This is a genomic window from Bacteroidales bacterium (assembly GCA_021648725.1).
Classification (GTDB): Bacteria; Bacteroidota; Bacteroidia; order Bacteroidales; family JAADGE01; genus JAADGE01.
The window spans coordinates 1-14074 of sequence record JAKISF010000009.1; the positions used below are offsets into that span (position 1 = coordinate 1).

14 protein-coding genes are annotated in these 14074 nt (G+C 31.3%); 3 read left to right on the plus strand and 11 right to left on the minus strand.

Annotated features, from left to right (window positions below):
- Positions 1-702 precede the first annotated feature (702 nt).
- Positions 703-2109 (plus strand): putative DNA binding domain-containing protein, encoded by a 1407-nt coding sequence (locus L3J35_05070; GenBank protein MCF6365555.1) that lies wholly within the window; start codon positions 703-705, stop codon positions 2107-2109.
- A gap of 411 nt (positions 2110-2520) precedes the next feature.
- On the opposite strand, the gene L3J35_05075 is transcribed toward L3J35_05070, so the two are convergent.
- From L3J35_05075 to pta, 8 genes are all read right to left on the minus strand, one after another.
- Positions 2521-3237, minus strand: coding sequence for a mechanosensitive ion channel family protein (locus L3J35_05075; protein MCF6365556.1), 717 nt, complete (start codon positions 3235-3237; stop codon positions 2521-2523).
- A 40-nt stretch (positions 3238-3277) separates the two neighbouring features.
- Complete coding sequence (gene aroE / locus L3J35_05080) at positions 3278-4030, minus strand: shikimate dehydrogenase (GenBank protein MCF6365557.1); 753 nt, start codon at positions 4028-4030, stop codon at positions 3278-3280.
- A 2-nt stretch (positions 4031-4032) separates the two neighbouring features.
- Complete coding sequence (locus L3J35_05085) at positions 4033-4959, minus strand: DUF368 domain-containing protein (protein ID MCF6365558.1); 927 nt, start codon at positions 4957-4959, stop codon at positions 4033-4035.
- 115 nt (positions 4960-5074) lie between these two features.
- Complete coding sequence (gene truA, locus L3J35_05090) at positions 5075-5824, minus strand: tRNA pseudouridine(38-40) synthase TruA (protein ID MCF6365559.1); 750 nt, start codon at positions 5822-5824, stop codon at positions 5075-5077.
- A 34-nt stretch (positions 5825-5858) separates the two neighbouring features.
- On the minus strand, positions 5859-6623 hold the full coding sequence (locus tag L3J35_05095) for a hypothetical protein (protein ID MCF6365560.1): 765 nt from the start codon (positions 6621-6623) through the stop codon (positions 5859-5861).
- A 48-nt stretch (positions 6624-6671) separates the two neighbouring features.
- Entirely contained in the window at positions 6672-7871 is a 1200-nt protein-coding gene (locus L3J35_05100) for an acetate kinase (protein ID MCF6365561.1), read from the minus strand.
- Positions 7872-7884: 13 nt separating this feature from the next.
- Positions 7885-8871 carry a 3-hydroxyacyl-CoA dehydrogenase NAD-binding domain-containing protein gene (locus L3J35_05105; protein MCF6365562.1) on the minus strand — a complete coding sequence of 329 codons (987 nt, stop codon included), beginning with the start codon at positions 8869-8871 and terminating at the stop codon, positions 7885-7887.
- Positions 8872-8896: 25 nt separating this feature from the next.
- Positions 8897-9898, minus strand: a complete 1002-nt coding sequence (pta, locus tag L3J35_05110; protein MCF6365563.1) for a phosphate acetyltransferase — start codon at positions 9896-9898, stop codon at positions 8897-8899.
- A 167-nt stretch (positions 9899-10065) separates the two neighbouring features.
- On the opposite strand from pta, the gene L3J35_05115 reads away from it, so the two are divergent.
- On the plus strand, positions 10066-10515 hold the full coding sequence (locus tag L3J35_05115; GenBank protein ID MCF6365564.1) for a DUF4293 domain-containing protein: 450 nt from the start codon (positions 10066-10068) through the stop codon (positions 10513-10515).
- 26 nt (positions 10516-10541) lie between these two features.
- Here L3J35_05115 and L3J35_05120 read toward each other — a convergent pair whose 3' ends face one another.
- The 3 genes from L3J35_05120 to L3J35_05130 form a co-directional block, all read right to left on the minus strand.
- On the minus strand, positions 10542-11405 hold the full coding sequence (locus tag L3J35_05120; GenBank protein MCF6365565.1) for a sigma-70 family RNA polymerase sigma factor: 864 nt from the start codon (positions 11403-11405) through the stop codon (positions 10542-10544).
- A gap of 262 nt (positions 11406-11667) precedes the next feature.
- Complete coding sequence (locus tag L3J35_05125; GenBank protein ID MCF6365566.1) at positions 11668-12480, minus strand: ferredoxin--NADP reductase; 813 nt, start codon at positions 12478-12480, stop codon at positions 11668-11670.
- 23 nt (positions 12481-12503) lie between these two features.
- Positions 12504-13484, minus strand: a complete 981-nt coding sequence (locus L3J35_05130; protein ID MCF6365567.1) for a dihydroorotate dehydrogenase-like protein — start codon at positions 13482-13484, stop codon at positions 12504-12506.
- 390 nt (positions 13485-13874) lie between these two features.
- On the opposite strand from L3J35_05130, the gene ccoS reads away from it, so the two are divergent.
- Positions 13875-14063, plus strand: a complete 189-nt coding sequence (gene ccoS / locus L3J35_05135; GenBank protein MCF6365568.1) for a cbb3-type cytochrome oxidase assembly protein CcoS — start codon at positions 13875-13877, stop codon at positions 14061-14063.
- The last annotated feature ends 11 nt before the right edge of the window (positions 14064-14074 follow it).

Consider the following 14074-nt stretch of genomic DNA (forward strand, 5'->3'; position numbering starts at 1 on the left):
AAATGGGCATTTTCAAATTTAACTTCATTAAACAGAATGCACCTTATGAATTATATAAATATTTATAAATTTTTGGAAAATCCTGAAAAATCCTGGCAAGAATTGAATGAAAGACAAAAAAACAAGTGTAAAAACTCACTTTTCCCGACATAAGGGGGTTATTTTTAAAAATAAAAAAACTATATTTGATTTTCAGACACTTAAATTAACTTTTTATTTAAATCTGATTTTTATCGGACAACAATGATTAAATAAATAAAATATTAGTTTAGCAATTTGCCCAACTTAACACAAGGCTCCTGCCTCGTATATAATATCGACACACTTATTTTATATTTATACTGTGATATACTGTATATTTGTAAGTTCTTAAAAAAAATCAAATAGCAAATCCATAACAAGCTGTTGCATAAATTTCTGGCTTATAAAACTCAATTTGCCAGACGGTGTCTGGCAAATTTCATAATACTATTAATCAAAGAATTACAATTCGTCCGTCACTAACGGACCAAATTCACATTTTATATAACTGGTTATTTTTTGTCATAATTATTTCCTTTTTATGTGATAATATCTGGTAAAATCTACATAAAAGCTGTTTGTTATAATAAAGTCATACCTTATAAATAAATTTGTTTTATTATCCGGTTTAAAATAAATCACAGATAATTATTAATTTTACGGCAAAATCAAATTACTACAATGCACAAAAAAATAATACAATCCGGAGAAGGCATAAAAACAGAATTTAAAGAAGCAAAGGATAAATTACCAAAATCTTTGTTTGAAACCGTATGTGCATTTTTAAATACCGAGGGCGGTAAAATATTTCTTGGTGTAAATGATAACGGAAAAATAACCGGTATTGATGAGAATTTCAAAACCAAACTAAAAACAGATATTGCAAACATGTCTAACAACCGGCAAAAGTTAGAACCTGTTTTCATGCTCTATACAAATGAAATTGAAATTGAAGGAAAAACTGTTCTTGTAATTGATGTTCCTGAAAGTTCACAAGTTCACAAAACATCCGGTGAAATATATGCAAGAAATGAAGACGGTGATTATAAAATTTCACAACCGGAAAAAATTGCAGCTATTGTAAATCGTAAGTTAAGCTATTATACAGAGCAAAGAGTTTATCCACAAATTACATCGGATGATTTAAAGCCTGAATTATTTGAACGTACAAAACGACTAATTGCAATTAATTATCCGGAACATCCTTGGTTAGAACTTTCATTTGAAACTTTTTTACAACGTGCAGGTTTCAAAAGAAAAACAGATAACGGAACAGAAGCCTATACGCTTGCAGCAGTTCTGATGTTCGGTACAGATATAGCCATTCAAACAGTAGCTCCGGCATATAAAATTGATGCAATGGTCAGAAAGTTCAATTTAGACCGTTACGATGACCGGTTAACAATCCGCACAAACCTTATTGATGCCTATGATTTACTTATGGATTTCATGGCAAAACACTTAAATGAACCGTTCTATTTGGAGGGAACAACACGAATAAGTTTAAGAGATGCAATTTTCAGAGAATTAGTTTCCAACATAATTGCTCACAGAGAATATCTTGACGGTCGTCCGGCTACAATTGTAATTTATAAAGACAAAGTTATTTTCTCAAATCCGAATATCACAAGAAATAAGGGAATAATAGACCCAAAAGAATTTACACCCTTTTCAAAGAACCCGACCATCAGCAAGCTGATGCTTCAAATGGGACGAGTTGAAGAAGTCGGTTCCGGTATGCGAAATGTCTTTAAATATTTGCCTCACTATTCTAAATCCGGCAAAGCCGAATTTAGAGAAGATGATATTTTTACGACAACTATTTTAATATCCGAACCAGAAGGGTTGGGTGATAGGTTGGGTGATAGGTTGGGTGATAGGTTGGGTGATAGGTTGGGTGATACTCAAATAAAAATATTAGAGGAAATAAATAAAGATAATCAAATCTCTATTCCGGGTTTGAGTAAAAAAATCGGGGTTAGTACTACAACCATTGAAAAACACCTCTCAAAACTAAAAGAAATGAAAATAATTTCGAGAGAAGGTTCAGCAGTTTCAGGGCATTGGGAGATATTGGTTGATTTATAAAAAGGCATTTATTTGCTTTTGTTCTGTGATACATTTGTGATACAAAAATATTTAAAAATTAGCGTTAACTCTAATATAGTCAGCTTAGTATGCTTTGTGGAGTATGGTCTTGTATCGCCCACAAAAAAGGCAGTCAATTTTGGCTGTCTTTTTTATTTATAACTATTCCTGTTTCTTATACCTTGTTTTTCTGGGTCAAGCAAAATATACGTAGAGTAAGCTTTTTAGGCATAAATTTTAGACAATCTAATATAAGAAAAAAGGCATTCTTTTTATTTTATATACTTCTGACATATTTTGTTTGCTCTTTTATTGATAAATGCTATTGCATTTAAGTTGTTTATTAGCAAAGCAGCGAAGACACTACTCTGAACTGCTTTGTTTTTATTGTTTTACTACGCTGAACCGGTTTCAACCCTCAATTTTTTCCTTAATAAACTTCTCAATTTTAAAATACATATCTTTATTATTTGCAAAAATCGTTATTTCTAACAAATAAGTATTATTTGTTTCAGAAACAGGTTTAATTTCAGGAGTTTGCTTTATTGATACCCAAGGTAATAAAATAATTGTTTGCTCAATTGACTTTATAAGTTCATCAAGTTTCTTTTTTTTGGAAGTTGTAATTTCAAACGAGTGAGCCGATATTGAACGGGAACGTTTTTCTTTTACTAAACTTTTGTTAAGTATTTCTGAATAAGGAATTTTTGCAATGCTTTTATTTTGAAGTTCCAACTCTAATGTTCTGTAATTAAATTTTGATATTATACCGGAAAAATTCGAAGTTGTTATAAAATCTCCCGTTGAAATTGAAGAATCACTTTTCAAAATTATACCTGCAACAAAATCGCTTAAAAAAATTCTTACGGATAATATTGAAATAACCAACATTATTACAAATAAAGCAATTGCAAAATATTGATTATAAATTAAAAATTCTCGAAATACCCAAACGGAAAAGATAATCCAGACAATAAACTCAAGTACGGGTAAGTTTCTTTTAATAAAAGTTGCATTTTTTTTATTTTTTATGAGTATCGGATTCAAAAAAAACAATACTCTGAAGAATGCAAATAAAAGAAATGCAAAAAAAAGGAATTTATAGATTATAAGACTCGAAAATGTCATTCCCTTATTTTTTAATTAGTTTCAAAAATAACATAAAATATCAGGAATTAAAAATTTCCCATGCTTTTTCAGCTTGATATTTAAGCATTTCGTAACCGTTAACAATTGTTGCTCCCTTTTTTTCTCCTTCTTTTAAAAATAGTGTTTTCGTAGGATTATAAATTAAGTCAAACAGGAGATGTTTGTTTGTAATAAATTGATACGGGATATCAGGTTTTTTATTAATATCGGGGAATAGCCCCAAAGGAGTTGCATTAACAATAAGTAAGTTATTTTTTACAACTTCCGAATTCAATTCAGAATAGAGCAGGGTTTTATTATTCTTTTTGTTATTTTTAGATGTTACAAATTTAAAATTAATCTTTAATATTTCCAGAGCAGATGCAACAGCTTTTGCTGCACCTCCCGTTCCGAGTATTAAAGCATTGTTTACATCTTCGGGAATATGTTCTTTTAAAGAGGTCATAAATCCGAATACATCAGTATTATAGCCTATTAATTTTTGCTTACTGTTTTTATTGATTATTTTAATTACATTAACAGCCCCTATTTTACGAGCTGTTTCATCAAGTTCGTCTAAATACGGTATTATTTGTTCTTTATACGGCGAAGTAACATTAATACCTGCAATACCGTTAACTGTTTTCAATATATCGGAAAATAATTTAACGGATAAAATAGGTAAGTTTAAATAACTTACGTCTTTTATATTCTCATCTTTAAACTTATTGGTAAAATACGTTTTAGAAAAAGAATGAGTTAAAGGATATCCTATTAAACCGTAAACTTTCATAATTAAGATTCTTTTTTTGCTGCTATTCGTTCAACAATCCACAATGATAAAATGCCCGTTAAGAAAAATGCAACTGCCAATAAAACTTCTGCACTTAATGTTTCAGGAATAAAACGCTGATATCCGCTTATTATTTTTTCACCTTCTTTATTTAAAACATCAAAACCGTTTGCATCAATTAAGTATTCTTGATTTTTCCAAGGCCAAAGAATAATTAATGAACCGAAAATAAAACCGGTTAATGATGCAATTGTTTGGTTTTTAAACTTCTTATAAACCCATGACAAAATATTTGAAAAAGCAGGCAGTCCAATCACAACGCCAATTACAACAGGCAATAGCACATTAAAATCCAGCACGTTAACCGAACGCAAAATCAAAGTATAATTTCCCATTAATATAAGAACAAACGAGCCTGACAGCCCCGGAAGAATCATGCTGATAATTGCAATTACACCGCAAATTATTAAAAACCAAAATGAATCGTTTTCTGTTGCCGGGTTTAAAAATGAAATCCAAACTGCGATAAGCGTTCCTACGATGAATGACAAAATTACAGGCAGAGAATAGTTTTCAACAGTTCTTCCTACAAAATAAACAGATGCGAAAATTAAACCGAAAAAATATGCCCAAACATATACTTGGTAATTATCAAAAAGAAATTCAAGTAATCTTGCTAAAGTTAAAATACTGACAGCAACCCCTAAAAATATGAAAATAAGAAATTTTAAGTCAGTATGTTTTGCAAAATCTTTAAATTTAAGTTTGTATAAAAGTTTAAGAGCTTTTATGTTAAACGATTTCAGAGCATCAATTAAACGTTCAAAAATTCCGGTAATTAATGCTATTGTACCGCCCGAAACACCGGGAATAACATTTGCCGCACCTATTCCGAAACCTTTTACAAACCATGATATTATTTCTTTCATCTGTTTCTTTCTGAGTTATAAAGCATACAAAATTATAAAAATATATTTAATCAAGTTGTAATATGCTATTATTTGCTTTTAACAGCTGCAGGGCTTTGTAAGCCCTGAAAAGATTCTATTCCGACAGGATTTCGTCAGGATATCTAATTTCTGTTAAAAATAAACCGTGAGCAGGAACTGAAACTCCTGCATTTGACCTGTTTTTACTTTCTATAACTTTTCTGAAATCATTTAAATTTATTTTTCCTTTTCCTATTTCCAGCAATGTACCGGTTATTGCTCTTACCATATTTCGCAAGAATCTGTCGGCTTCAATCGTAAAAATCATCTGCTCACCTCTTTGCTTCCAATTTGCTTTAATTATTTTGCAAATATTTGTTTTTGTATCTGTATGTAATTTGCTGAAACTTGTAAAATCCTCATATTCAAACAAAAGCATTGCTGCTTTATTCATTTTTTCAAAATTAAGACGGGAATTTATATAATATGATACATCTTTAAGAAACGGATTTTTGGTTTTATGAATTCTGTATTCATAAGTTCTTGATATTGCCGAAAACCTGCTGTGAACATCATCTTTTACTTTATAAATATCATAAATTGCAATATCTTGATTCAGGAAACTGTTTGCTTTATAAAGTAATTTCGGAATATCGGGAATTTGTTCATTTACATCGATGTGAGCAATGTAATTAATTGCATGAACACCTGTATCTGTTCTTCCTGCACCTGTTATTTTAATATTTGAATTAAGCAAAAGTGAAAAAACTTTTTCAAGTTCTTCCTGTACAGTTATTGCATTAGGTTGAAATTGCCAACCGTGATAATTTGTTCCTTTGTATGAAAGTTCAATGAAATATCTCACTGTTCAGTTAAAAGTGTAAAGGTCAAAATAAAAATTACCAACCTGTTCTTAATAAATTTCTTGCTCCTTTAATTCCGCATTTTTGATAATAATTATAAGCATTTGCAGCTCTGGTTCTTATTTGTTCATCAGTTTCGTTAAGTACCCATCCGTCTAATGCCCATTCTAAAGTATATGCTTCGGCTGACATTAATCCTGTTGACCAAATTAAGGGATTTGCTCCTGCATCTTCAATATACGGTTCAAAATAATCTTTACTGTAACAGCCGATTATAATAACATCTCTTATTTTGTCGCCTTTTTTCTTTAAATTCGGGTTAATTTGCACATCCATTAATCCGTTATGCCCCACATAGGCACATAAACCAGAAGCTCCTCCGAAGTTGTATGTAATTGAATCAATTTTTACGCTTGTTTGAAAATAACCTGACGAAGCATATAAAAAATCCAAAACTGTTTGTTTTATTTCTGCTCCGTCATAAGCATCGGCAAGAAGATAAGTATTTGTTCTTACATGCTTAAATACAACACGTTCCAAAATTTTCTCTTTCGGGTTTTTAATTGTTTTAATCAGTTTCCAATCTTTGCTTTTTACGTTGAAGTAATTTTTAACGCCGTAACCCGCTCCCCAATATAAGTTATGATAAGGATCTTGTCCGTTGCCTATTCTTACAGGAACAGGAACAATTCCTTGGTTTTCATTATCGCATAAGGCAACAAAAACATGAATTGTTTTTATCTCTTGTGAAAAAACAGATTTTAAGAAAAATATGAATATTAAAACAAGTCTTATTTTCATTATTGTATTTCATCTTATTATTAAAATATCTGCCGACATTACAACAGATTAGTAAGACTTAACAATCTCATAAGTATCTTCAGCAATTACAAGTTCCTCATCGGTAGGTATAATGAGAATTTTTGCTTTTGAAGTATCTTTTGAAATAATTGTTTCTTGACCTCTTATGTTATTCTTTTCAATATCTAAATCTAAACCTAAGAAATCCAGCCCCTTACAAATGTCAGCTCGAATATTTATTGCATTCTCCCCTATTCCGCCGGTAAATATCAGAGCATCAACACCTCCCATTGCAGCAACATAGGAACCTATATATTTTTTTACTCTGTAAGCATACATTTCTAATCCCAGTTTTGCTCTTTCGTTCCCTTCTTCGGCTTTCTCTTCTATTTCTCTCATATCGGAAGAAACACCTGTTACACCTAACATTCCGCTGAATTTGTTTATTAAAACCGCAGATGTTTCTAAACCGATTTCTTCCTTTCGCATAATATATGTGAAAGCTCCTATATCTAAATCGCCGGAACGAGTTCCCATAATTAATCCTTCTACGGGAGTAAATCCCATTGATGTATCTGCAGACTTACCGTTTTTAATTGCGGCAACAGAAGCACCGTTACCCAAATGACACGAAATTATTCTTTTATCTTTCGATTTATAACCCAATATTTCACATACTCTGCCGTAAACATATCTGTGGCTTGTTCCGTGAAAACCGTATCGACGAATTTTGTATTTTTTATAGAGAGCGTACGGAATTCCGTACATATATACTTCGGGTTTCATAGATTGGTGAAATGCAGTATCGAAAACAGCAACTTGCGGAACATCAGGTAATAATGCTTGAAGTGCATATATTCCTTTTAAATTAGCAGGGTTATGCAAAGGGGCTAATTCAACATTTTTTTCAAGAACTTCAATAACTTCTTTACTGATAAAAACGCTTCCGCTGAAGTCTTCTCCTCCGTGCACAACTCGGTGTCCAATTGCTTCAATTTCGTTCAAATCTTTAAGTGCTCCGTGTTTTTCGCTGCTTAAAATTCCTAAAATATATTCAACTCCTATTTTGTGGTCTAAGACATCTCCCGTAAACTTAACCTCTTCTCCATCAGGCTTTTCTAACAACAAAAAAGAACCTTTCATTCCTACTTTTTCAACTGTTCCTTTTGACAATACGGTTTTACCGGACATTTTAAATAATTCAAATTTTATTGATGAGCTTCCGCAATTTAAAACTAATACTTTCATTTTATTTCATTATTTAAAATATATTCGAACAATTAACTTCTTTATATTGGTCTTTTAATTTATACCCTAATTCGTCATATTTATAGAAACCTTCGCAAGTCTTTCTTCCATAGCGTTTTGCTCTTACAAGTTTTTTAATAATCGGGGACGGTTTATATTTTCTGTCACCAAATTCGTTATACAAATTATCCATCCACCTTACAACTCTTTCCAAGCCTATTTTATCAGCCATTTCAAACGGGCCGAGTGACATTCCGAGACCTTTTTTCATTACGAAGTCAATGTCTTCTTTTGAGCCGACTCCTTCCATTAACAAATCACACGCTTCCGCAATAATGCTTACTCCTAACCTTACGCTGATTAAACCGGGAGATTCTTCAACATGCACCGGAGTTTTATTTATAAGTTTTGCAAATTTCTGAATATTAATACTTACTTCTTCAGAGGAATAAAGCCCCATAACTACTTCAACTATTTGAGCATCAGGAGATGTTGTTGAGAAATGAAGACTTACACAGCGGTCTTTATATTTTAGTTCTGATGCTAATTCCGTAATTACGGAAGATGTTGAATTTGTTGCAATAATAGTATTTCTCTCAACATGCTCTTCAATTTGCTTAAATATTGCTTGCCTTATATCTTTACTGAATTCCCGGGTTTTGGAAAGAATTGATTCTATAACGATATCACAGCCTTTCAGGTCTTTATAATCTAATGAACCTTTAATTCGAGATAAAATCAGTTTTTCATCATTCTTGGTTAAGCCCCAATGATTAATTTTTTCATCCAACCGTTCTTGCATTTCACTAAATGCCTCATCAATTAGTTCTTGCGTTAACTCAAGAAATACAACTTCTATTCCTCTGCTTGCAATCATCAGTGTTATACTTTGACCGGTTGACCCGCATCCTACAATTCCTACTTTTGAGAATTTCATTCGAGGAGTTGTACTTTCGCTTAAACGGTATTGTTCTATTGATTCTGTTAATATTTCAGACATAATTAATCTGTTTTAATAGTTAGTTTTATTTATCTGCTGCCTGATTAGATGTTATTGCAATAAGATTAACAATATCACTGACTGAACAACCTCTTGATAAATCGTTAATAGGTGCAGCCATTCCTTGCAAAATAGGTCCTATTGCTTCTGCTCCGGCTAATCTTTGCACTAATTTATAAGATATATTTCCTGATTGAAGGTCAGGAAATACAAGAACATTTGCTTTTCCTGCAATTTTACTGTTCGGTGCTTTTTTCTTTCCTATTGCTTCAACAATTGCGGCATCTGCTTGCATTTCTCCGTCAATTTGCATATCGGGAGCCATTTTTTTTGCAATTTCGGTTGCTTGAATAACTTTATCGACTAATTCATGTTTTGCACTTCCTTTTGTAGAGAAGCTGAGCATTGCAATTTTGGGTTCTATACCTGCAATTGCTCGGGCGGTTTTACCGGTAGAAACTGCAATTTGTGCAAGTTCTTCAGCTGTCGGATCAGGATGAACGGCACAATCAGCAAACAGCATTAAACCGTCATTCCCGAACTGTTTATCATCAACAAACATTAAAAAAGTTCCGGAAACGACACTTATACCGGGTGCTGTTTTCACAAATTGGAATGCAGGTCTTAATACATTTCCTGTTGCATTTGCCGCTCCTGCAACTTCACCGTCTGCATCTCCTGCTTTTATCATTAAAACTGCTAAATATAAAGGGTTCTTAAGAAGTTCTAATGCATCTTCTTTGGTAAGTCCTTTGTGTTTTCTTAATTCGACCATTAAATCTGCATATTCATTAATTTTTGAGTATGTATCATAATCAACAATTTGAATATTGCTTACATTTTTCAATCCGAATTCTTCTGCATCTTTAAGAATTTTATTTTTATTTCCTATTAAAATAACTTCTGCTAAGTTTTCTTTAAATGCAATGTCGGCAGCCTTTAATGTTCTTTCGTCAAAACTTTCGGGTAATACTATTCTTTTATTAAGTTTTTTTGCTTTTTGCTTTATTTCATTTATTAAATCCATATCGTATTTTTTTACAAAATTAAGTATTATTATGATTTAAACTTATTAATTTATAATGAATATTGTCATTTAATGATATGTTTGACAACAATTACGCTTACAATATTTTTAAATAAAATAAGTATGAAGTTAATGTTTTTTTCTAATTTTGCAGAAAATATAATACTATGATTCAAAGAATTCAAACTTTATGGTTTTTATTTGCTGTTGCAACTGCCGTATTAATGTTCTTTTTTCCTGTAATTGAATTATCGACTGACAGCAGCATTCGTATTTATCAATATGATTCAATAAGTATTGCGGGTTTTGATAATATTATTCAAAGCGGGTATATTGTTGCCGGATTAACCGGAGTTATTGCTTTTTTGAGTTTTTTCGGTATTTTTCTGTATAAAAACAGAAATTTACAAATGAGAATATGCACATTTATAAGTTTATTGGTTCTTTTTCTTGTTGCTTTAATTTCTTATTTTTCATTAACAAAAGGCGGAAACACGATTGCAACAATCGGATTATCGGCAATTTTACCGATAATAATTTTCATTTTTATATTAATGGCAAGAAGAGGAATTCGCAGAGATGAGTTGTTGGTTAAAGCAGCTGACAGGTTAAGATAAAAAACCGAAGTTAAAACTTCTGCTTTCTATCCTAAAAATGTTTTTAAATGTTTGCTTCTTGAGGTTTTTCTTAATTTTCTTAAAGCTCTTTCTTTAAGTTGCCTTACACGTTCTCTAGTTAATCCTAATTTCTCGCCTATTTCTCTTAATGACAGTTCTTCGTCATTAACACCGAAAAAATGTTTAATAATGATTGCTTCTCTTTCCGGTAATGTCGATAAGGCTCTGTCAATTTCTTTAAGCAACGACTCTCTCAGAAGCCTGTTATCTGAAGGGTCAATTCCTTCGTTTTCCATAATATCAACTAAGCTGTTGCTGTCGGAATCTGTTGTTAACGGAGCATCCATTGACATATGTTTTCCCGCAGCTTTCATTATTTGAGAAATCTTTTTTTGGCTGATTTCTAATTCTTCTGATATTTCTCTTGCGGTCGGTTCTCGATGAAATTCTTGTTGAAACTTCGCAAAATAGCGATAAATTTTATTTACTGCTCCTACTTGATTTAGGGGTAATCTTACAATTCGTGATTGCTCGGCTAAAGCTTGTAGAATAGATTGTCGAATCCACCAAACTGCATAAGAAATAAATTTAAAACCTCTTGTTTCATCAAATTTCTTTGCTGCTTTCATCAATCCTAAATTTCCTTCATTAATTAAATCCGGCAAACTTAATCCTTGATGTTGATATTGTTTTGCAACAGATACAACAAACCTCAAATTAGCTTCTGTTAACTTCTCCAATGCTTCTTGGTCTCCTCTTCTTATTCTTTGGGCAAGTTCAACTTCTTCCTCTACCGAAATTAAATTGACTTTGCCTATATCTTGAAGATATTTATCTAATGATTCACTCTCTCTGTTCGTTATTGATTTTGTAATTTTTAATTGCCTCATATATTTTCTTTCAATTTTATTCTTTATCCTTTAAATATACGAATTTTTATTATAAATGTTGCAAAACGTTATAGTAATTATCAATTCATTCATTTTTTTAAATACGACTGTTTTACTGTTTACAATTAGAAGATGTACACAAAATAACCACTATCTATCATACTATTAGATAATTACGCACAGGTATATTTAAATTAAATCATTTTTAATTACAAAAAAAACCGAGTAAAAAACTCGGTATTTTTTATTTCATTTTCTAAATTTACCCCCAACTCTCAATATGAATTTCCCCGGGGGATTTTCTTTTATGTTCTTTAAAACCGTCAGCTTCCAGATGCTTAAACATACTTTCTACCATTTTAGGATTTCCGCATAAGAAAATATGAGTATTCTCGGGTAAAGGCTTCTCCCCGAAAGCTTTTTCTATAACACCGTCAGCCCACATATCTTGAACAAATCTGGTATCTCCTCTCCACGGTGCAACTTCATTTTCAGCATCAATAATTGTAGGAATATATTTAAATCTGTCAGATAAACTCTCTAACAACATCAGTTCTGAGCTGTAACCTAAGTCCCAAGAATTTGCGGCACCATGAATAACCGCAATTTTACGTTTATTATTACTCATTATATTTGAACGCAGCATGCTTATATAAGGTGCGACTCCGGTTCCGGTTGCAACTAAAACAATATTGTTATCTTCAGGGACTTGCTCTAATGTGAACATACCGACCATTCTTTGTCCGAGTTCAATACTGTCACCTACTTTTAAGTTAAAAAGACGCGGTGTTAAAGCCCCTGAGCGCACTAAGGATATATAAAACTCGATAAATTCCTTCGATTTTGAGGAGGAAGCAATCGAATAAACTCTTTTAATCATTTTTCCTTCTTCATACTCTTCGTAATCAGGAGTTGCTTCCGCTACTCTCTCTGCAGAAGCCGGTAATGATAAAGCTACAAATTGTCCTGAAATAAAATCGGGCAGTTCCCAACCTACAGGTGAAATTCTAAAAATTTTCATTGAAGGTGAAACTTGAACTATCTGAGATACTATTGCATTAAATTTATTTTCCATTTCTTTATGTTTTAATAATTTAATTAAGATATTCCTCCGAAATATTTCATAAACTGAACTCGTTCAAAGGCTCTGTTATACTTATTTTTATGAAAACTCAATTTCCCTTTCATATCTTCTACAGAAGAAAAGTTATGCTTGGAAGCAATACTTTCAAATTCGGATAATATTGTTTTTATATATTCGGGACCGTGCTTATAAATTGCAGAAACAATTTGTACTGCAGAAGCACCTGCTAATATTTGTTTTGCCATACTGCTTCCGTCATGTATCCCGGTTGTTGCTGCCATATCTGCATCAATTTTTCCGGATAACAATGCAATCCATCTTAACGGTAAAGTATATTCATCAGGTGTGCTGAAAACATTTGAAGATGATATCTCTAATGAATCTATATCAATATCAGGATTATAAAAACGATTAAATAAAGTAATTCCTTTAATACTCCTTAATGTGCTAAGATTATATATAAGTTTAGCTAATCCGGCAGAATAGTAACTCATTTTTAAAGATACCGGAATTGAAATAACACTACTTATTTTCTCCGTAATCTTATAATAAATATCTTCACTGTCACAACCGTCAGCAAACGGGTCAGAAGGCAATAACGCAATATTTAATTCCAGTGCACTTGCTCCGGCATTTTCAATATCTTCGGCAAATTTAATCCACTCTGAATCCGTAACGCAATTAATACTTGCTATAACAGGAATATCAACAGCTTTTCCGGCATCCTCAATTAACTTTAAATATTCAGTAATTGTTTTATCTTTTGTATATTCTTTAATATATTCATAAGCCTCGGGATAATCATTATTACCGGAATCTGTAACATTAAATACTTCCGCATTAATCTGTTCTTCAAACAATGACTTTAAAACAACTGCACCTGCATTATTGTCTTCAAGTTTTTTAATTTTATCAACTTTATCAGTCAACCCTGAGCTTCCGACTATTAAGGGATTCTTCAAATTTAACCCCATATATCTTGTGGACAAATCCATATAACTATTTTTTAAATGTTGTACAAAATTAATCTTTTATTTTTTGTTGACCTAATATTAAAGAGCATATTTTTTCATAATAATCCTATTTAATATGATACTAAAAGCTGAAATATAAACTCATACATTAGAATTTACAATTTAATACCATATTTATTTAAATTTAAACGTCTTTCCTGTAAAACATCAACTTTTCATGCCACATTCGCAAAATAGAATGATTATAAATTACAAAATCTTATCAAAAACTAAAAATATAAAAATCACTTTTAAAATCAATAAAAATGAACACCTGCAAATACATTTATGTTGCATCAACAATTAAGAGATAAAAATATATTTTAATACCATTATTTATTTTTATAATTTCGTGAAATAAATAGAAAATGTATGGCAGTAATATTTATTCTTATAGGTCTTAGTCTTATTGTTGCATTAATATTTTTATTTTTATATATTTGGTCGGTTAAAGACGGACAATATGAGGATGACCAAACTCCTGCCATAAGAATTTTATTTGATGATGAAGAACTTAATGAACAAAAAAAGATAAATAAAAGTAAATTCAAGAACAAATAAATTAAATTAGT

Excerpts from the sequence above, each read along its gene's own strand:
- L3J35_05125 (MCF6365566.1), bottom strand. The coding sequence starts at position 12,480 with ATGGAAAATAAATTTAATGCAATAGTATCTCAGATAGTTCAAGTTTCA.
- ccoS (MCF6365568.1), top strand. The coding sequence starts at position 13,875 with ATGGCAGTAATATTTATTCTTATAGGTCTTAGTCTTATTGTTGCATTA.
- L3J35_05075 (MCF6365556.1), bottom strand. The coding sequence starts at position 3,237 with ATGACATTTTCGAGTCTTATAATCTATAAATTCCTTTTTTTTGCATTT.
- L3J35_05085 (MCF6365558.1), bottom strand. The coding sequence starts at position 4,959 with ATGAAAGAAATAATATCATGGTTTGTAAAAGGTTTCGGAATAGGTGCG.
- L3J35_05100 (MCF6365561.1), bottom strand. The coding sequence starts at position 7,871 with ATGAAAGTATTAGTTTTAAATTGCGGAAGCTCATCAATAAAATTTGAA.
- L3J35_05120 (MCF6365565.1), bottom strand. The coding sequence starts at position 11,405 with ATGAGGCAATTAAAAATTACAAAATCAATAACGAACAGAGAGAGTGAA.
- L3J35_05130 (MCF6365567.1), bottom strand. The coding sequence starts at position 13,484 with ATGGATTTGTCCACAAGATATATGGGGTTAAATTTGAAGAATCCCTTA.
- aroE (MCF6365557.1), bottom strand. The coding sequence starts at position 4,030 with ATGAAAGTTTACGGTTTAATAGGATATCCTTTAACTCATTCTTTTTCT.
- L3J35_05105 (MCF6365562.1), bottom strand. The coding sequence starts at position 8,871 with ATGTCTGAAATATTAACAGAATCAATAGAACAATACCGTTTAAGCGAA.
- L3J35_05115 (MCF6365564.1), top strand. The coding sequence starts at position 10,066 with ATGATTCAAAGAATTCAAACTTTATGGTTTTTATTTGCTGTTGCAACT.
- L3J35_05095 (MCF6365560.1), bottom strand. The coding sequence starts at position 6,623 with ATGAAAATAAGACTTGTTTTAATATTCATATTTTTCTTAAAATCTGTT.
- L3J35_05070 (MCF6365555.1), top strand. The coding sequence starts at position 703 with ATGCACAAAAAAATAATACAATCCGGAGAAGGCATAAAAACAGAATTT.
- pta (MCF6365563.1), bottom strand. The coding sequence starts at position 9,898 with ATGGATTTAATAAATGAAATAAAGCAAAAAGCAAAAAAACTTAATAAA.